General features: G+C 37.3%; 17 protein-coding genes. 16 read left to right on the top strand and 1 reads right to left on the bottom strand.

Annotation, left to right across the window (positions count from 1 at the left end):
- The first annotated feature begins 3 nt into the window (after positions 1–3).
- The 6 genes from U9M49_RS02370 to spoVM all read left to right on the top strand — a co-directional run bounded on the left by U9M49_RS02370 (position 4) and on the right by spoVM (position 5,259).
- Entirely contained in the window at positions 4–753 is a 750-nt protein-coding gene (locus U9M49_RS02370) for a Stp1/IreP family PP2C-type Ser/Thr phosphatase (RefSeq protein ID WP_095369572.1), read from the top strand.
- A gap of 9 nt (positions 754–762) precedes the next feature.
- Positions 763–2,754: a Stk1 family PASTA domain-containing Ser/Thr kinase gene (gene pknB, locus U9M49_RS02375; protein WP_322909221.1), complete on the top strand. Its 1,992-nt coding sequence runs from the start codon at positions 763–765 to the stop codon at positions 2,752–2,754.
- A 15-nt stretch (positions 2,755–2,769) separates the two neighbouring features.
- The gene (rsgA, locus tag U9M49_RS02380) at positions 2,770–3,654 is read left to right on the top strand and encodes a ribosome small subunit-dependent GTPase A (RefSeq protein WP_095369570.1); all 885 of its coding nucleotides are present in this window, start codon (positions 2,770–2,772) and stop codon (positions 3,652–3,654) included.
- 3 nt (positions 3,655–3,657) lie between these two features.
- Positions 3,658–4,302 carry a ribulose-phosphate 3-epimerase gene (gene rpe / locus U9M49_RS02385; protein WP_224938574.1) on the top strand — a complete coding sequence of 215 codons (645 nt, stop codon included), beginning with the start codon at positions 3,658–3,660 and terminating at the stop codon, positions 4,300–4,302.
- Positions 4,303–4,434: 132 nt separating this feature from the next.
- Positions 4,435–5,088 (top strand): thiamine diphosphokinase, encoded by a 654-nt coding sequence (locus U9M49_RS02390; protein WP_322909222.1) that lies wholly within the window; start codon positions 4,435–4,437, stop codon positions 5,086–5,088.
- Between the two features lie 90 nt (positions 5,089–5,178).
- Positions 5,179–5,259 (top strand): stage V sporulation protein SpoVM, encoded by an 81-nt coding sequence (gene spoVM, locus U9M49_RS02395; protein WP_095369568.1) that lies wholly within the window; start codon positions 5,179–5,181, stop codon positions 5,257–5,259.
- Positions 5,260–5,342: 83 nt separating this feature from the next.
- Here the strand turns inward: spoVM and rpmB are convergent, their stop codons facing one another.
- Positions 5,343–5,531, bottom strand: coding sequence for a 50S ribosomal protein L28 (gene rpmB, locus U9M49_RS02400; RefSeq protein WP_095369567.1), 189 nt, complete (start codon positions 5,529–5,531; stop codon positions 5,343–5,345).
- A 406-nt stretch (positions 5,532–5,937) separates the two neighbouring features.
- Here rpmB and U9M49_RS02405 point away from each other — a divergent pair, with 406 nt between their 5' ends.
- From U9M49_RS02405 to smc, 10 genes are all read left to right on the top strand, one after another.
- Positions 5,938–6,300, top strand: a complete 363-nt coding sequence (locus tag U9M49_RS02405) for an Asp23/Gls24 family envelope stress response protein (RefSeq protein ID WP_095369566.1) — start codon at positions 5,938–5,940, stop codon at positions 6,298–6,300.
- A gap of 16 nt (positions 6,301–6,316) precedes the next feature.
- Positions 6,317–8,002: a DAK2 domain-containing protein gene (locus U9M49_RS02410; RefSeq protein WP_322909223.1), complete on the top strand. Its 1,686-nt coding sequence runs from the start codon at positions 6,317–6,319 to the stop codon at positions 8,000–8,002.
- 252 nt (positions 8,003–8,254) lie between these two features.
- Positions 8,255–10,294: an ATP-dependent DNA helicase RecG gene (gene recG, locus U9M49_RS02415; protein ID WP_322909224.1), complete on the top strand. Its 2,040-nt coding sequence runs from the start codon at positions 8,255–8,257 to the stop codon at positions 10,292–10,294.
- 208 nt (positions 10,295–10,502) lie between these two features.
- Positions 10,503–11,060 carry a transcription factor FapR gene (gene fapR / locus U9M49_RS02420; RefSeq protein WP_095369563.1) on the top strand — a complete coding sequence of 186 codons (558 nt, stop codon included), beginning with the start codon at positions 10,503–10,505 and terminating at the stop codon, positions 11,058–11,060.
- Between the two features lie 32 nt (positions 11,061–11,092).
- Entirely contained in the window at positions 11,093–12,082 is a 990-nt protein-coding gene (gene plsX / locus U9M49_RS02425; protein WP_095369562.1) for a phosphate acyltransferase PlsX, read from the top strand.
- Positions 12,083–12,097: 15 nt separating this feature from the next.
- Entirely contained in the window at positions 12,098–13,045 is a 948-nt protein-coding gene (gene fabD / locus U9M49_RS02430; protein ID WP_095369561.1) for an ACP S-malonyltransferase, read from the top strand.
- Positions 13,042–13,785 carry a 3-oxoacyl-[acyl-carrier-protein] reductase gene (gene fabG / locus U9M49_RS02435; RefSeq protein ID WP_322909225.1) on the top strand — a complete coding sequence of 248 codons (744 nt, stop codon included), beginning with the start codon at positions 13,042–13,044 and terminating at the stop codon, positions 13,783–13,785. The genes fabD and fabG overlap by 4 nt, the downstream gene beginning before the upstream one ends.
- 132 nt (positions 13,786–13,917) lie before the next feature.
- Positions 13,918–14,151 (top strand): acyl carrier protein, encoded by a 234-nt coding sequence (locus tag U9M49_RS02440; protein ID WP_095369559.1) that lies wholly within the window; start codon positions 13,918–13,920, stop codon positions 14,149–14,151.
- A 357-nt stretch (positions 14,152–14,508) separates the two neighbouring features.
- Complete coding sequence (gene rnc / locus U9M49_RS02445) at positions 14,509–15,246, top strand: ribonuclease III (RefSeq protein WP_095369558.1); 738 nt, start codon at positions 14,509–14,511, stop codon at positions 15,244–15,246.
- 47 nt (positions 15,247–15,293) lie between these two features.
- Positions 15,294–18,860, top strand: a complete 3,567-nt coding sequence (smc, locus tag U9M49_RS02450) for a chromosome segregation protein SMC (protein ID WP_322909226.1) — start codon at positions 15,294–15,296, stop codon at positions 18,858–18,860.
- Positions 18,861–18,902: the final 42 nt, after the last annotated feature.

Below are 18,902 nucleotides of genomic sequence, written 5' to 3' on the forward strand. Positions count from 1 at the left end.
AGTATGAAGGCTGTTTTTATGACTGATGTAGGGAAACTTCGTCAGCGAAATGAAGATAATGGTGGCATTTTTACAAACGCCAGTGGTGATCGCTTAGCTATTGTAGCTGATGGTATGGGCGGTCACCGAGCTGGTGATGTAGCTAGTGAAATGGCCAAGGAAAAGCTAAAATCTATGTGGCTGCTTGCACCAAAGATTGAAACCGCGGACCAAGCAGAAAAGTGGTTGCATGACCATATTAATGAAACCAATAAGGCTATATATGCTCACAGTAAAGAAGTAACTGAATGTGAAGGTATGGGTACGACCGTTGTTGCTGCTATTTGTACTAGTCGATTTGCTACGATTGTAAACGTAGGTGATAGCCGGTGTTATATTAGAAATGAAGCGGGTTTTCAGCAGCTAACTGACGACCATTCCCTTGTTAATGAACTGCTTCGGTCAGGGCAAATTACAAAAGAGGATGCTGAAAATCATCCGATGAAAAATTTAGTGTTACGTGTGCTCGGTACGGAAGAAGATGTAAACCAAGATATTAAAACAATTATTTTTGAGGAAGATGATAGACTATTGCTATGCTCTGATGGTTTGTCAAACAAAGTTTCAGAACAAGAGATGGAATCGATTATAAATGGAAATGACTCATTAGAGGAGAAAGCTACTGAGTTGATTAAAAGAGCAAATGAAAATGGAGGGGAAGATAATATTACCCTCGTAATCATCGAGTATGCAGATGATTGTGAGAGAGGGTGATAAACGTTGATGATTGGTAAGCGTATAAACGGCCGTTATAAAATTTTGGAAATGGTCGGTGGAGGCGGCATGGCCAACGTTTATTTAGCTCATGATATGATTCTAGATCGAAACGTGGCATTAAAGATGTTGCGTCTAGACTTCGCTGAAGATGATGAGTTTATTAAACGATTTCACCGTGAAGCTCAATCAGCTACAAGCCTAACTCACCAAAATATTGTGACGATTTATGATGTTGGAGAAGAAGATACCCTATATTACATCGTCATGGAATATGTTGACGGTCAAACATTAAAACAATACATACAAAAAAACGGGCCTGTCCCTTTGGAAACAGCGATTGATATTATGAAACAGCTGACATCAGCTATTTCTCACGCCCATCAAAACCAGATTATTCATCGTGATATTAAACCACATAATATCTTAATTGATCATGAAGGCAAGATAAAAATTACTGATTTTGGAATTGCAATGGCTCTAAGTGCAACTAGCATTACCCAGACGAATTCCGTATTAGGGTCGGTTCATTATTTATCACCAGAACAAGCAAGAGGCGGTATGGCAAACCGTAAATCAGATATATATTCATTAGGGATTGTCATGTTTGAGCTGTTAACTGGAAGATTACCGTTTTCAGGAGAATCAGCTGTTTCTATTGCATTGAAACACTTGCAATCAGAAACGCCTTCCTTAAGAAGATGGAACCCAGATATACCACAAAGTGTTGAAAATATCGTATTGAATGCAACAGCAAAGGACCATTTCAATCGCTATAATAGTGCCGATGAAATGGAAGAAGACCTCTCTACATCTTTGAACGAAGAGAGGATGAACGAAAGAAAGTTTACTGTACCTGATGACGATGATGCTACAAAAGCAATTCCGATCATTACTGCAGATAAAATGTACCATCCTACTGACGAAACGATTATTCATAAAATTGAAGAAAAAAATGAAGATAGTCCTGTACCTATTGTAAAAAAGGAAAGTCCAAAAAAAGAAAAAGAAGATACGAAAAAGAAGAAAAAACGAAAAAAAGGTCCAATGATCCTTATATCTACTTTTGTTCTATTAGTTGTGCTATTTGTTCTTTCCGTCACTGTTTTACCTGAGATGCTTTCACCTGATGATGTTACTGTACCAGATGTATCAAATATGAGCGTTGATGACGCGAAAACATTGTTACAAGAAGAAGGATTTACGATTGGTGAAGAAATCGAACAAAACAATGATGAAGTGAAAGCAGGGGAAGTTATAAGAACCGAACCGAGAGCAGGGAGGACACAGAAAGAAGGAACAACAGTAAATATTTATGAAAGTATCGGTAAAGAACGCTATTCAATGGAGGATTTTACTGGTCGCCCATATAGTGATATAGAAGAGTTACTAAAAGAAGAGGGTTTCCAATCTATCCAATCAGAAGAAGAATTTAGTGAGGAAGCAAAGGGAACAATTCTAGAACAGAATATTGATCCCGGAGAAGAAGTGATTCCCCAAGAAGAAGAGCTCATCTTTGTCGTCAGCAAAGGGGAGGAACCGATAGAATTAAAAGATTTAACCGGTTATAATGATAAGGCCCTAGCAGAATACGAAGCATCTAGTAGATTAACAATTGAAGTAGCTGGAGAAGAGCATCATGCTGAGATTGCTCAAGGTGAGGTCATTCGGCAGGAACCTGGAGCTGGAGCATCTTTAAATGACGGGGACACAGTAAAAGTTTATCTATCAAGTGGGCCGGAACAAGTTCCTGTAGAAGTGAAAAGAGAAGTGAATGTACCGTATAAGCCAAATCCTGATAATGTCGGACAACCTCAAGAAGTACAAATCTTTATAGAAGATATGGACAACAATATTGATGAGCCATTTAATACGATTCATATTACTGAAGATCGAGTTATTTCCTTTTCACTGCAAATACAACCAGGAGAAACCGCTTCTTACCAAATTATGAGGGATGGACAAATGATTATTCAAGAAAATGTTCCGTATGAACAGTGATGTAGGAGGACTACTATGCCAGAAGGCAAAATCATAAAAGCTTTAAGTGGCTTTTATTATGTTTTGAACAAGGATAAAGAAATCATCCAATGTCGTGGACGTGGTGTCTTTCGTAAAAATAAAATAACTCCATTAGTCGGAGATGAAGTACACTATCAAGCAGAAAATGATAAAGAAGGGTATATTTTAGAAGTGAAAAAGCGTAAAAATGAACTTATTCGCCCACCTATAGCGAATGTAGATCAAGCTTTTCTCATTTTCTCAAGTGTTGAACCTACCTTTAGTACAGCGTTATTAGATCGTTTTCTTGTCCTGGTAGAATCGAATCATATTACGCCTATTATTTGTATCACTAAGATGGATTTGGCAAGTAAAGAGGAACAAGAAACACTAGCTGTATATGCTGATAACTATCGAAAAGCAGGCTATAAAGTTGTTTTGACTTCGTCCGAAACGGCGGAAGGGATTGAGGATCTTTATCCTTTCATTACGGGAGAAATATCCGTATTTGCTGGTCAATCAGGTGTTGGTAAATCTTCACTTTTAAATGTATTACGTCCTGATTTGCAATTAAAAACAGACGATATATCCTCTCATTTAGGGAGAGGAAAACATACAACAAGACATGTGGAGCTCATTGAGATTAATGGTGGACTTGTTGCTGATACACCGGGTTTTAGCTCTTTAGAGTTTACTGAAATTGAGCAAGAGGACTTACAAAATTATTTCCCTGACATCCAAGAACTAAGCAGCTCATGTAAATTCAGAGGTTGCATGCATTTGAAGGAACCTAAATGTGCAGTTAAACAAGCTATAGAATCCGGAGATTTGCCACGTTATCGCTATGAGCATTATATTACTTTTATAGACGAAATAAGAGACAGAAAGCCGAGGTATTAACGCATGGTAAAAATTGCACCATCGATTTTATCTGCAGATTTTTCTAAATTAGGAGAAGAAATTCTTGATGTCGAACGTGGGGGAGCGGATTATATTCATGTAGATGTGATGGATGGTCACTTTGTTCCTAACATTACGATTGGTCCGTTAATTGTTGAAGCCATTAGACCGATAACGAACCTACCATTAGATGTTCATCTTATGATAGAAAACCCTGATCAATATATTCCAAGCTTCGCCTCAGCAGGAGCAGATATTATTACTGTTCATGCTGAGGCGTGTAAACACCTTCATCGTACAATACATCTCATTAAGTCCTTGGGTGTTAAAGCAGGAGTTGTGATTAACCCAGCGACACCTGTCGAAGCGATTAAGCATGTGATAACTGATGTTGATATGGTGTTATTGATGACTGTGAACCCTGGCTTTGGTGGACAATCATTCATTGAAAATGTTTTACCTAAAATTGCTGAAGTAAAAGAATGGAGTAAAACATCTAACCCCTCTCTCGAAATCGAAGTGGATGGTGGGGTAAATGAGGAGACTGCAAAAAAATGCATTGCTGCAGGAGCGAATGTTTTAGTAGCAGGCTCTGCCGTTTATAATAAACAAGACCGTAAAGAAGCAATCGCTAGACTGCGGAATTGACCTGAAAAAGCTGATTTTAAGATTATACTTAGAGTCAGCTTTTCTTATGTTTCTTGCATTTTACGATAGTTAACAATTAAAAGAATAAATAGTTCATAACCTAAAAGGATAGGAAAAGTGGAGGGCGTAGAGATGAAAATCAATATATTAGCAGGGGGACCACAACAGTATCTACCCAATCTCAATGACTATTGTTTTGATGAAGTATTATGGATAGGTGTTGACCGTGGCGCCTATACATTAATTAAAAAGGGAATCGCAATTGATTATGCATTTGGAGATTTTGATTCAGTTGATGAAAGTCAGTACAGTATGATTAAGCAGCATGTTCCTCATCTACAAAGGGTAAAACCGGAAAAGGATGAAACGGATATGGAACTAGCACTTTTATGGGCGATCGAACAAAAGCCAGAAGAAATTACGGTATTTGGAGCCACAGGTGGGAGATTAGATCATTTTTTTGCTAATACTCAACTGTTAATTCAACCACTTCTAAATGACATTCTAGTACCTATTCGTTTAGTTGATAAACAAAATCAAATTATGGTTAAAAAGAGCGGCCATTATCAAATTGCTAAGGAATCATCTTATCCATATATATCTTTTATTCCGGTAACAGAAAACGTGAGGAACTTGACATTAACGGGATTCAAGTACCCATTAACTAATCACTTCGTACCTTTAGGGTCAACTCTTTGTATAAGTAATGAACTTATTGATGATAATGGTACTTTTTCTTTTAATAAAGGCATATTAATGGTGATAAGAAGTAAGGATGAAAAATAACTAATATTGATTCCTTTGTTCTAATATGAATAAAAAGAAGTAGTGCGTACGTTTATTACTTAAGGTGTGAGACTTTGAGGAGGGACTTAAATGAGATTTTATACAATCAAGCTGCCTAAATTTTTGGGAGGCATTGTGAGGGCGATGCTAGGGACATTTAAAAAGGAGTAAAGAGTACAATCTCTTTTTCTAACGTCTTTAGTGCGAATATTGTATAAAAAAAGAGGGTACCAATACTGGTACCCTCTCATTCATTATACGCGTTCAACTTTACCTGATTTCAAAGCTCTTGCAGAAACCCATACACGTTTAGGTTTACCGTCTACAAGAATGCGTACTTTTTGTAGGTTAGCACCCCAAGTACGTTTGTTAGCATTCATCGCATGAGAACGAGCATTACCTGTTTTTGTTTTCTTTCCAGTAATTACACATTGGCGTGGCATCTATATTCCCTCCTTACTAAAACATGACATCATTATTTTCATGTTTCGATCACAATTGTCAGTTACATCTAACTTAATATGAAAGTAGCTCGCACTAATTTCATACTAAAAAGATACTTTAATAATTTATCATACAAACACCTACAATGCAATAGTTTGCCTCTATTCTATCAAGAAAAAAACCTTGACATATATGCTGTGAAAATACGTTATAATATGAAAGAGGTAAGTATGGCTTTTAAAATGCTTACATGTATAGTAAAATATTCTTTATGAAAAGTGTAGTACATGCGTCTATTCGTTCCATGGCTTCATCAAACAATGATTGTCATTCATTAGATATTCACAATGAAAACGAAGACTAGCTAAGAAGAAGCAGTAATTTACCAGAAGGGGGAACAACAAAATGTCCATCGAACTAAAGAATAACTACGGGCAAATTGATATCTCAAATGACGTAATTGCGACAATTGCAGGAGGAGCAGCAGTCGACTGCTATGGTATTGTTGGCATGGCCTCTAAACATCAAATAAAAGACGGCTTATCTGAAATCCTGCGTAAAGAAAACTTTACTAAAGGTGTCATCGTGCGTCAGGAAGAAGATGAAGTACATATCGACATGTATATTATTGTTAGCTACGGAACGAAAATTTCTGAAGTTGCTCATAATGTGCAATCCAAAGTTAAATACACTTTAGATCAAACAGTCGGTCTAAGTACTGAGTCTGTTAATATTTTTGTTCAAGGTGTTCGTGTAACGAACCCGTAATGAGGAGGAAAATTTCGTGTCAATTAAAGTTTTAGAAGGAAAACAATTTGCGAAAATGATTGTCCAAGGAGCTAATCATTTATCTACAAATGCGAATTATGTAGATGCATTGAATGTTTTCCCTGTTCCAGATGGTGATACTGGGACAAATATGAACTTGTCAATGACTTCTGGTGCAAAGGAAGTTAAAAATATAACAACCAATCATATTGGTAAAGTTGGGGTTGCTCTTTCAAAGGGTCTATTAATGGGCGCTCGTGGTAACTCTGGTGTAATTCTCTCTCAGCTTTTTCGTGGGTTCGCAAAGCATATTGAGCAGAAAGAAAGTGTAAATGGACTTGAATTTGCATCTGCATTTGAAGCGGGTGTAGAAACTGCTTATAAAGCGGTGATGAAACCTGTTGAAGGAACAATATTAACTGTTGCGAAAGATGCTGGAAACAAAGCAGTACAAGTAGCACAAACAGAAGATGATATTGTTCAAATTATGCAAGCAATCGTTAATGAAGCTAAAGCTTCTCTTGAGCGTACACCAGAGCTACTACCAGTGTTAAAAGAAGTAGGGGTAGTTGATAGTGGTGGACAAGGTCTACTTTTTGTATATGAAGGCTTTCTAGCAGAATTAAAAGGAGAAGCATTACCTGACTCCAGTGCATCTCTTCCGAAAATGGAGGAGCTTGTAAGTGCGGAACATCATAAAAGTGTACAGAGCCATATGAATACAGAAGATATTGTATTCGGATACTGTACAGAATTTATGATTAGATTTGAATCTGAGAAGTTAGCTACGAATCCATTCTCTGAAGACAAATTCCGTCAAGACTTAAGTCAATATGGTGATTCCCTACTTGTGATTGCTGATGAAAACCTTGTGAAGGTTCATATTCATTCTGAACAACCAGGGGATTGCTTATCCTATGGACAAAAGTACGGAAATCTTATTAATATGAAGATCGAGAATATGCGTTTGCAGCACACAAACATTCTTGACGAAGATGAAAAGGCTTCCGCATCACAAAATGATGCTAAAGTTCCCCAAGAAAAACGTGAATACGGAGTGATCACTGTTTCAATGGGAAGCGGAATTGCTGAGGTTTTCCGTAGTATTGGGGCGCATGTAGTAATTGAAGGCGGCCAAACAATGAATCCAAGCACAGAGGATATTGTCAAGGCGATAGAAGAAGTGAATGCAGAAAAAGTAATTATCTTACCAAATAATAAAAATATTATTATGGCTGCTGAACAGGCGTGTGAAGTATCAGAAACCGATGCCATTGTTGTTCCTTCCAAAACGGTTCCTCAAGGAATGAGTGCGCTACTTGCCTTTAATCCATCCGCGGAACTATCAGAGAATAAGGATTATATGTCTGAAGCGTTATCGCATGTGAAAACAGGTCAGATCACTTTCGCAGTCCGTGATACGAGTATCGATGGTCTTGAGATTGAAAAAGGCGACTTTATGGGGATTGAAGAAGGCAAAATAATCGTTAAAGATAAGGATAAGCTTCAATCTGCTAAAAGTTTAATTGACCAGATGATAGATGAAGATTCGGAAATTGTCACAATTATTCAAGGTGAAGATGCCTCAAAAGAAGATGTAGAAGTAATTCTTAACTATATAGAAGAGAAGTATGATGATGTCGAAGTAGAAGTGCACGACGGCAAACAACCATTATATGCATTTATCTTCTCGGTAGAATAAATAGAAGAGAATGACCATGGGTAGCTTCTTTTACACTGCTCCCGTGGTCTTTTTTCATCAAATGACTCACTGCCTTCTCCTACTTACTGCAATTGGAATTTGATATCGATGGTTAGGAGGGTAATTAGAGGTTAGTTATTTAATCATTTGGTTTATGAAACTATGCCTCTGTCTTCGCCTTAGTGCTCGCCAAAAGGGCGAGTTTTCTTTATTTCTCGTAAAGAAAGGCTGTTTTGAAAAGGAGGGTCAAGTATGTTAAGTGACAAAGTAGATCATATAAAGGGGTTGGGTCAATCTGCTGCAGATAATCTGAAAGATATGGGGATCACCACTGTAGGCGACTTGATTGAATACTTGCCTTTTCGTTATGAAGATTATCGTCTAAAAGATTTAAGTGAAATCAAACATGAAGAAAGAATTACAGTTGAGGGGAAAGTCCATTCACAGCCCACACTTAGTTTTTATGGACGTAAACGTTCGCGCTTAACATTTAGAGTTTTAGTCGATCGCTACCTCATACAAGTAATTGCTTTTAATCAACCATATTTAAAAAAACAAATAGAATTAAATGATACAGTTACTATTACGGGAAAGTGGGACCAACATCGCCAAACGATTACACTAGGTAAACTCAGCAAAGGTGAGGTTACGCAAACGAATGCATTTGAACCTGTTTATGCTGTTAAAGGCAAAGTCACAGTGAAGTCTTTACGTCGCTATATTAAGCACGCACTTGATCAATACGGACACGATATAGTAGAAACACTACCTTCAGAATATATTGGGGCATATCGGTTGATGGCGCGTGAAAAAGCGATTCGTACATTACATTATCCTGATACTCCGGAAATGCTAAAGCAAGCAAGAAGAAGGTTAGTATATGAAGAGTTCTTTTATTTCCAATTAAAAATCCAAGCATTACGAAAAATAGAAAGAGAAAGTAGTGCAGGTGTGAACATTGATTATGATCTGAAACGCTTAAAGTCATTTATAGATACACTTCCATTTGAACTGACGGGTGCACAAAAAAGAGTTGTCAATGAAATTCTCTTTGATATGAAATCTAACTATCGTATGAATCGACTGCTTCAAGGTGATGTTGGATCAGGTAAAACAGCAGTTGCTGCTATTATGTTATTCGCTGCTAATAGTGCGGGTTATCAAGGTGCATTAATGGTACCAACAGAGATTTTAGCTGAACAACATGCAGAATCACTGGCTATGATGTTTGCGAATTATCCAATAAGGATTGAAAGATTAACAAGTTCAGTGAAGGGGAAAAAGAGAAGAGAACTACTTGCAGAATTAGAGGCTGGTAACATTGATATTGTTATTGGTACACATGCGCTTATTCAAACGGAAGTTGTTTTTAAAAAATTAGGACTTGTTATTACAGATGAACAACATCGCTTTGGTGTTGAGCAGCGTCGTGTATTAAGACAAAAGGGTGAAAACCCTAACGTGTTATTCATGACTGCGACGCCGATACCGAGAACTTTGGCCATAACCGCATTTGGCGAAATGGATGTATCCATCATTGATGAAATGCCAGCAGGTAGGAAAGTAATAGAAACGTATTGGGCAAAACTAGATATGTTAGAAAGGGTATTAGGCTTTATGGAGAAAGAATTGCGTGGAGGACAGCAAGCTTATGTGATTTGCCCACTCATTGAAGAATCAGAGAAACTTGATGTCCAAAATGCAATTGATGTCCACACTATTCTTATGCAATATTTTCAGGATAGGTATAAAGTTGGTTTAATGCACGGGCGTCTACACCCTGATGAGAAAGAAGATGTGATGAAGAAGTTTAGTGACAATCAGACGCAAGTACTAGTATCTACAACTGTGGTTGAGGTAGGTGTCAATGTACCGAATGCCACAATGATGCTCATCTACGATGCTGATCGTTTTGGGCTAGCTACGCTTCATCAATTAAGAGGAAGAGTTGGTAGAGGAGATAAACAGTCCTATTGTATATTACTAGCTGATCCTAAGTCAGAAGTTGGTAAAGAAAGAATGCGGATTATGACAGAAACGAATGATGGGTTTGTTTTAAGTGAGAAGGATTTAGAGCTACGTGGTCCAGGTGATTTTTTTGGTCGCAAGCAAAGTGGGCTTCCTGAATTCAAGGTAGCTGACATGGTGCATGATTACCGTGCGCTTGAAGTGGCAAGAAATGATGCTACTCAATTAATTCAGACAGATAGCTTTTGGTATGAAAAAAAATATCAAATATTGAGGGATTACTTAAGGGATAATGGTGTGCTTGAAGGTGAGAAGTTAGATTAATAAAAAGGGAATGAAAGGAGATATGCGGACTAGAAGCAGCTATCTATTTGAATAAATAGTTTGAGGTAAACATTGCCTAGATGCTCGCTAGTAAGCTTAAGACTTTAAAAGGTCAATAGTAGCAATAATTACTTCTTGCAATATAATAGCTATAATTATATACTACTATTAGTACCTAGTCTTAATTTTCTTGGACGGTGTATAAAAAATGAAAAGAAATAAAAAGCAACGACAATCATTGTTAGTAGAAACGATAAAAGAGAACCCATTCATTACGGATGAAGATTTAGCCGATAAGTTTTCTGTCAGTGTGCAGACGATTAGGCTTGATCGGTTAGAGCTCTCAATACCTGAATTGAGAGAAAGAATAAAAACAGTCGCTGAAAAAAATTTTGAGGACGAGGTTGTCGCGCTGCCTATTGAGGAAGTAATAGGGGAAATCATTGATATTGAGTTAGATAATGTAGCCATTTCTATATTCGATGTCAAAGAGGAGCACGTTTTTAAACGAAATCAAATTGCGCGTGGACATCACTTATTTGCTCAAGCAAACTCTTTAGCGGTCGCGGTTATTAATGATGACCTTGCCTTAACAGCGAAAGCAAATATTCACTTTACTCGCTCGGTAAAGCAAGGGGAACGAGTAGTATGTAAAGCGAAAGTGATAAGTATCGATAACGATCGGACAAAGATAGAGGTTATAAGTACCGTACATAATGAATGTGTTTTTAAAGGTGAGTTTGATATGTATCGCTCGCATCAATAAAAATATTAAATGAGACTAAAGGATGAATAGATGTGAAAATTGCCATAGATGCAATGGGTGGTGACAATGCACCAGAGGAAATTGTTCATGGTGCTATGAAGGCTGCGTTAGACTTCAATGATATTGAAATTACTTTAGTAGGTAATGAAGATGAGATTAGAAAATATTTGACATCAAATGATGACAGAATTCAAGTGCTTCATACGAACGAAATGATTTTGGGCACTGATGAACCTGTTCGCGCTGTAAGAAGAAAAAAACAAGCATCAATGGTGTTAGCTGCACAACTTGTTGCAGATGGTAAGGCTGATGCTTGTATATCTGCAGGTAATACTGGAGCCTTAATGGCTGCTGGATTATTTGTAGTTGGTAGAATTGAAGGGATTGAAAGACCAGCGCTAGCCCCTACTTTGCCAACCATAGGAGGAGAAGGTTTCTTACTTTTAGATGTAGGAGCAAATGTCGATGCTAAACCTGAGCATTTAACGCAGTATGCCTTGATGGGGGCGATTTATGCAGAGAAGGTAAGAGGAGTTAAGAACCCTAGAGTTGGTTTGTTGAATATTGGTACAGAGGAGAAAAAAGGAAGCGAACTAACAAAGGATACTTTTACTAAATTGCAACAAGCTGATATCAATTTTATTGGAAATGTTGAAGCGCGTGATTTACTAAATGGCGTAGCAGATGTGGTAGTGACCGATGGTTTTACTGGCAATATGGTATTAAAGACCATTGAAGGGACAGCGATGAGTCTGTTTAAAATGTTGAAAACGGCAATGACAAGTAATCTGAAATCAAAACTAGCTGCAGCAGTATTAAAGCCTGATCTGAAAGAGTTGAAAGGAAAAATGGACTACTCTGAATATGGTGGAGCAGCATTATTTGGACTAAAGGCACCAGTTATTAAAGCACATGGATCGTCTGATCGCAATGCTTTGTACAGTGCTGTAAAGCAGACAAGAATTATGGTAGAGCATGAAGTAGCTGAAAAAGTGAAAGCGTCGCTTGAAATTCAATCATAATGGGAGGCGGATAATATGGGGAAAATTGCATTTGTTTTTCCAGGACAAGGTTCACAAACTGTTGGAATGGGGAAATCACTAGCTGATGAGAATGAGAACGTTTTAAAATTATTTAAACAAGCTGATGAACGTTTAGGATACTCTCTTTCACAACTTATTTTCGAAGGCCCACAAGAACAGTTGACGCAAACGATGAATGCTCAACCGGCATTGTTAACAACAAGTATCGCGGTTTTGGAAGCATTCAAACAATCTGGCATCACAGCAGATTATGTTGCTGGCCATAGTTTAGGAGAATATTCAGCACTTGTTGCAGCAGAAGCCATTTCTTTTACTGACGGTGTTTATGCTGTTCATAAACGTGGTGAATTTATGGAAGATGCTGTTCCTAATGGAGAAGGGACAATGGCTGCAGTTCTTGGTATGGAAAGAGAAGCACTGCAAGCTATTACCGATAAGATTACTGAATCAGGTCATTCTGTACAATTAGCCAATTTGAATTCACCTGGACAAATTGTCATTTCCGGTACAAAACAAGGTGTAGAACTAGCTGGCGTAGAAGCAAAAATGGCAGGTGCGAAAAGAGTATTACCATTAGAAGTAAGCGGTCCCTTCCATTCGCAACTAATGAGACCAGCAGCTGATCGTCTATTAAGCGTATTAGATGAAATCAAATTACAGGATGCAAGTGTGCCAGTGATTGCGAATGTTTCAGCAACGCCAATCACTGCGTCTGGAGAAATCAAAGAAAAGCTATTGCAACAATTATATTCACCTGTTCTTTGGGAGGATACTGTAAGGAAGTTACTTGCTTTAGGTGTAGATACTTTTATTGAAATTGGACCTGGAAAGGTTTTATCAGGCCTTATCAAAAAGGTAGACCGTAATGTTCAACTTTTTGCTATCTCTGATAGTAAGTCCATTGAGTCAACTATCGAAGCCATAAAGGAGGCTGCAAAATGAAGTTATCAAATAAAATTGCAATTGTAACCGGTGCTTCTAGAGGGATTGGTAGGGAAATAGCTTTAGAGCTTGCCAGAGATGGGGCAAAAGTAGCTGTCAATTATGCAGGTAGTGAGGCGAGAGCCAATGAAGTAGTTGATGAAATTAAATCATTAGGGTCAGAAGCATTTGCAATTCAATGTGATGTTTCTAATAGTGAATCAGTTACAAATATGATTAAAACGGTCATCGAACATTTTGGCCGTATTGATATTCTAGTGAATAATGCAGGCATTACAAAGGATAACCTATTGATGAGAATGAAGGAAGATGAATGGGACGCTGTCATCAATACCAATCTTAAGGGAGTATTTCTGTGCACGAAGGCTGTAACTAGACAAATGATGAAGCAGCGGAGCGGACGCATTATTAATATTTCCTCTATTGTTGGAACAACAGGAAATCCAGGCCAAGCAAATTACGTAGCTGCTAAATCTGGTGTCATCGGCTTAACTAAAACAACAGCCAAAGAATTAGCATCGAGAGGCATTACGGTTAATGCGATTGCACCTGGGTTTATTACGACAGAAATGACCGATGAATTAAATGCAGAAATTAAAGAGCAAATGCTTGCTAATATTCCACTGGCAACATTCGGAGAGCCAAAAGATATTGCAAAAGTAGTTAACTTCCTTGCTTCTGAAGATAGTAAGTATATGACTGGTCAAACTTTGCATGTTGATGGTGGTATGTATATGTAAACAGTAAGTCCTTTTTTAAAGGGTTTACATATAAATGAAAGATTTAAGATTACGTGATTGTTGCATTTACTAAAAACATCTTTCGTATTTATTAACTTTCATCTATAATATCTTGAGGGGAGGTGAACAAGCATGGCAGAAGTATTAGAACGTGTAACAAAAATCGTTGTTGATCGTCTTGGTGTTGATGAAGCAGAAGTAAAAGAAGAAGCGTCTTTCAAAGATGATCTTGGTGCTGATTCCCTAGATGTAGTTGAACTAGTAATGGAATTAGAAGATGAGTTTGATATGGAAATCTCTGACGATGATGCTGAAAAAATTGTAACAGTGGGTGACGCTGTAAATTACATAAAAGCAAAAAACTAATCGTTAGATAAGTATGAGTGAGGGATATCCCTCACTCAATCTTTCTATATAAATAGCAGTTAATGAGCCAGATGTCACTTTTGTGCTTATTGTCCGCCGTGACTTGAGTTAATCAGGTAGTGACGGACAGTAAGTACATCCAGATTTATCCTCATTAGCGCTTTAAACTTGGTTAAGAATTCTTTCTGCCAAGTTTCTTTGTGTTTTTATGTAAAATTGCTTAAACTAAGAGAGAATGATGTATATAAAAAGATAAGATTTGTCATCAGTAATAAACCACGTCTAATAATGTAGACAAATATGTGTGGTTATCACCATTTAGGATAAATTTATTTAAGGTACAAGGTGGCTGTTAAAATGCGTAATTACAAAGAAAAAGAGAAAAGAAAACGTGCGGATGAAAAGAAGTTTAAAGAATTACAACAGGTATTATCTATTGAATTTAAAAACGAAAAATTATTAAGACAAGCTTTTACTCATTCTTCATATGTGAATGAGCATCGAAGAAAGCCTCATGAAGATAATGAAAGACTCGAATTTTTAGGAGATGCGGTATTGGAATTAACAGTTTCCAAATTTCTCTATATTAAATATCCGATGATGAGTGAAGGTGAATTAACAAAATTAAGAGCAGCGGTCGTGTGTGAACCTTCCTTGGTTGAATTTGCTAATGAAAGAGATTTTGGCCAATATGTTTTACTAGGCAAAGGAGAGGAAATGACTGGGGGGAGAATGCGTCCGGCACTATTAGCTGATGTCTTTGAAGCCTTTATTGGAGCACTATATTTAGACCAAGGGATTGATGTTGTTGTTTGCTTCTTAGAAAAATATGTTTTTCCTAAGATAGACTCTGGCGCATTTTCTCATGTAATGGATTTTAAAAGCCAATTACAAGAATTAGTGCAGAGAGATTCAGCGGGAATGATTGAATATAAGATTCTGCAGGAAAAGGGACCGGCTCATAATCGTGAATTTGAGTCAACTGTTTATCTAAACGGTGAAGAGCTTGGAACTGGTACAGGTCGTTCAAAAAAACAAGCGGAACAACATGCAGCGCAAATGGCATTAGAAGTACTTAAAAACCATGTGAACTAAATCTTTATAAAGGTGAAAAGGAGATTTAGTAAGGGAGGAGCAGAATTTTGTTTTTAAAGCAACTCGATATCGTCGGTTTTAAATCTTTTGCTGAACGAGTAACAGTTGATTTCGTTACTGGTGTAACTGCAGTTGTTGGCCCTAATGGAAGTGGTAAAAGTAATATTACGGATGCCATCCGTTGGGTATTAGGTGAACAATCAGCTAAATCGTTACGTGGCGTGAAAATGGGTGATGTTATTTTTGCAGGTAGTGATACACGCAAACCATTAAACTATGCAGAAGTTACTTTAACGCTAGATAATCATGATCAATTTTTACCACTTGACTACAGTGAAGTTAGTGTAACAAGAAGGGTTTTTCGTTCGGGAGATAGTGAATATTTAATTAATAAACAACCTTGTAGATTAAAGGATATTGTTGAGTTATTTATGGATTCGGGGCTAGGGAGAGAAGCATTTTCGATCATAAGCCAAGGAAGAGTAGAGGAAATTCTTAATAGTAAGCCGGAAGAAAGAAGAACGATTTTTGAAGAGGCTGCAGGTGTTTTAAAATATAAAACACGTAAAAAGAAGGCGGAAGTCAAACTAAGTGAAACAAAAGATAATCTAAACAGGGTAAACGATATTCTTCACGAATTAGAAACCCAAGTTGAACCATTGAAGATGCAAGCTTCTATTGCTAAAGATTATTTACAGCAGAAAGAGGAGCTTGAACAGTTTGAAGTCGGTTTAACAGTTTATGAAATAGAGGATTTGCATAAAAAATGGGAACAGCACTCGAATGATTTTGATCAACAGCAACAGCAAGAAATAGCCCTTTCAGCAGAGGTACAAACGAAAGAAGCGAAAATTGCTGAAGTACGAGACCGCACAGTCGCATTGGATGAATCAGTTAATGAATTACAAGAAGTACTCCTCCATGCGAGTGAAGCATTAGAAAAACTTGAAGGTCGTAAAGAAGTGCTTAAGGAAAGAAAGAAAAATGCTTCGCAAAACAAAGAACAGTTACAAAAAAACAAAGAAGTATTAACCATACGTGTAGAGGAACTTAAAAAGTTAAGACAAGAACAAGATCAAAAAACGCTTGCTTTAAAGTCTGAGGCCTCTACTTATGAAAAACAACTTTCCGAGAAGTTAGAACAGTTGAAGTTATATAGCGTTGATATTGATGAACAAATTGAGAACTTAAAAAGTGAGTATATTGATCTTTTAAATACTGAAGCAGCAGCAAAGAATGAACAGCAGATGTTGCAAAAACAACTTACGCAACAAGCAACGCGTGAAGAAAAGTTGATTGGTGATAATAGTCGATATATTGAGGAAAGAGAAGTATTGCTCGAACGTAAAGCGGCGTTATTGCATGATCATGAGGCAGTTAAGGCACAGTTAGACAACCATATACACCAATATAGGCAAAAGCAAAAAGAATATGAAATGTTGCAACAAACCTATGAAAAGGATGAAAAGAAATACTATCAAGCCATTCAATTTCTACAACAAGCACAGTCTAGAAAAGAAATGTTGGAAGAGTTGAAAGAAGATTATTCCGGGTTTTTCCAAGGTGTGAAAGAAGTACTGAAAGAAAGAAACAATCGCCTTACTGGTATTGAAGGAGCAGTGGCGGAGTTAATTGAAGTTCCTAAAGAATATCAAACTGCAATGGAAGTTGCGTTAGGCGCGGCAATGCAGCATATCGTTGTGCAGACAGAAGCTGATGGGCGAAAAGCCATTCAATATTTAAAGAGCCAATCCTATGGTAGAGCGACTTTCTTGCCACTTGATGTGTTAAAAAAGAAAACATTGAATGAAGCGCAATTAAAAATTGTGAAAGAACACGAAGCGTACATAGGGACAGCTGCTTCTTTACTGCAATATGATGCTAAATATGCTCCTGCTATTGAAAGCTTACTAGGCAACGTAATAATTGCCAGTGATTTAAAAGGAGCTAATGCGCTAGCCAAGCTATTAGGGTATCGCGTACGAATAGTCACACTCGATGGTGATATCGTTAATCCTGGTGGCTCAATGACAGGCGGAGCGGTTAAACAGAATAAATCATCGATATTAAGTAGAAAAAATGAGCTGGATGATTTGAATGATAAAATCACTCATATGGATCAGCAAACAAAAGAACTTGAGGCACGTGTGAAGAAAATGAAGCAACAGTTCAAAGATGCTGAGCATATATTAGAAACGCTTAAGCAAAAGGGAGAACAATTACGCGAAGAAGAGCAAAGCCGTCTTGGTCTCCTTAAAGATATGGAGTATGAAGAGAAAAGAGTAAATGATCGCCTTTCTTTGTATGACCTGGATAAGGCACAATTTGTTGAAGAGAAAAGCCGCTTCGTCAATCGAGAAAACGAATTAACAGAAATACTGCGAAATTATGCTGAAGAAATTATCTCATTAGATAACCAAATTAAAGAATTAACGCAATTAAAGAATGTACAACAAACGTCAAAAGAAAGCTTACAAGAAGAGATAAACGAATTAAAGGTGCAATTTGCTTCTAAAAGTGAGCAACTAAAATCTGCACAAGATCGTTTGCGTTCAATCGTCTCAGAAAAAGCAGACACAGAAGAGAAATTACAACTCGTTATAGATGACTTGCATTTATTATCATCAGAAATGACCAATAATTCCTCAGGAGAACAACATCTCGAAGAAGAAGCAATGAGAAAGCGTGAAGATAAGAATCAAACGATTGAATTAATCGCTAAACGCAGAGAAGAAAGATTTTCATTGCAAACAGTACTTGAAGATATCGAAGTGGAGTTAAAAGAGTTAAAACGTCTTCATAAAGGAAGAGTAGAAGGATTAAAAGATCTTGAAGTGAAAATTAATCGATTAGACGTAGAGTTAGAGACCCGTTTAACACATTTGCGTGAAGAATATATGCTCTCTTATGAAGCAGCGAAAGAGGCATTCCCACTAAGTATTGATGTGGAAGATGCACGCAAAAAGGTAAAGTTAATCAAATTAGCAATAGATGAACTTGGCACGGTTAATTTAGGTGCCATTGATGAATATGAACGTGTTTCAGAACGTTACGAGTTTTTATTAGAACAGCAGAACGATTTACTAGCTGCAAAAGACACGCTTTTCCAAGTCATAGATGAGATGGATGTGGAAATGAAAAGGAGATTTCAAGAAACATTTGAAGGAATTCGTTTCCACTTTGAATCTGTTTTTCAATCATTATTTGGTGGGGGACGTGCAGATCTTAAGTTTACAAATCCTGAGGACTTATTAAATACTGGTATTGATATCGTCGCGCAACCACCAGGTAAAAAGCTGCAAAATTTAGGGCTTTTATCTGGTGGAGAAAGAGCTTTAACTGCGATTGCGTTATTATTTTCTATATTAAAAGTCCGGCCTGTCCCATTTTGTATATTAGATGAAGTAGAGGCAGCCTTAGATGAAGCTAATGTGCACCGCTATGCGAAGTACTTAAGAAACTATAGCCATGAAACACAGTTCATTGTGATTACTCACAGAAAAGGAACAATGGAGGAAGCGGATGTATTGTATGGTGTTACGATGCAAGAATCCGGCGTTTCAAAAATGGTATCTGTAAGGCTTGAAGAAACAAAAGAGATGGCGATGAGCTAACATAATGATAAGTCCCATTAGTAATTAGTTAGTGGGGCTTAT

The organism is Cytobacillus sp. OWB-43 (genome assembly GCF_034651445.1).
In the GTDB taxonomy this organism is placed as follows: domain Bacteria; phylum Bacillota; class Bacilli; order Bacillales; family Cytobacillaceae; genus Cytobacillus; species Cytobacillus kochii.

Bases quoted from the DNA above. Each gene is read 5' to 3' on its own strand.
- spoVM (WP_095369568.1), top strand. From the start codon at position 5,179: ATGAGATTTTATACAATCAAGCTGCCTAAATTTTTGGGAGGCATTGTG.
- rpe (WP_224938574.1), top strand. From the start codon at position 3,658: ATGGTAAAAATTGCACCATCGATTTTATCTGCAGATTTTTCTAAATTA.
- U9M49_RS02390 (WP_322909222.1), top strand. From the start codon at position 4,435: ATGAAAATCAATATATTAGCAGGGGGACCACAACAGTATCTACCCAAT.
- fabD (WP_095369561.1), top strand. From the start codon at position 12,098: ATGGGGAAAATTGCATTTGTTTTTCCAGGACAAGGTTCACAAACTGTT.
- fabG (WP_322909225.1), top strand. From the start codon at position 13,042: ATGAAGTTATCAAATAAAATTGCAATTGTAACCGGTGCTTCTAGAGGG.
- pknB (WP_322909221.1), top strand. From the start codon at position 763: ATGATTGGTAAGCGTATAAACGGCCGTTATAAAATTTTGGAAATGGTC.
- fapR (WP_095369563.1), top strand. From the start codon at position 10,503: ATGAAAAGAAATAAAAAGCAACGACAATCATTGTTAGTAGAAACGATA.
- U9M49_RS02370 (WP_095369572.1), top strand. From the start codon at position 4: ATGAAGGCTGTTTTTATGACTGATGTAGGGAAACTTCGTCAGCGAAAT.
- U9M49_RS02405 (WP_095369566.1), top strand. From the start codon at position 5,938: ATGTCCATCGAACTAAAGAATAACTACGGGCAAATTGATATCTCAAAT.
- rpmB (WP_095369567.1), bottom strand. From the start codon at position 5,531: ATGCCACGCCAATGTGTAATTACTGGAAAGAAAACAAAAACAGGTAAT.
- rnc (WP_095369558.1), top strand. From the start codon at position 14,509: ATGCGTAATTACAAAGAAAAAGAGAAAAGAAAACGTGCGGATGAAAAG.
- recG (WP_322909224.1), top strand. From the start codon at position 8,255: ATGTTAAGTGACAAAGTAGATCATATAAAGGGGTTGGGTCAATCTGCT.
- U9M49_RS02440 (WP_095369559.1), top strand. From the start codon at position 13,918: ATGGCAGAAGTATTAGAACGTGTAACAAAAATCGTTGTTGATCGTCTT.
- rsgA (WP_095369570.1), top strand. From the start codon at position 2,770: ATGCCAGAAGGCAAAATCATAAAAGCTTTAAGTGGCTTTTATTATGTT.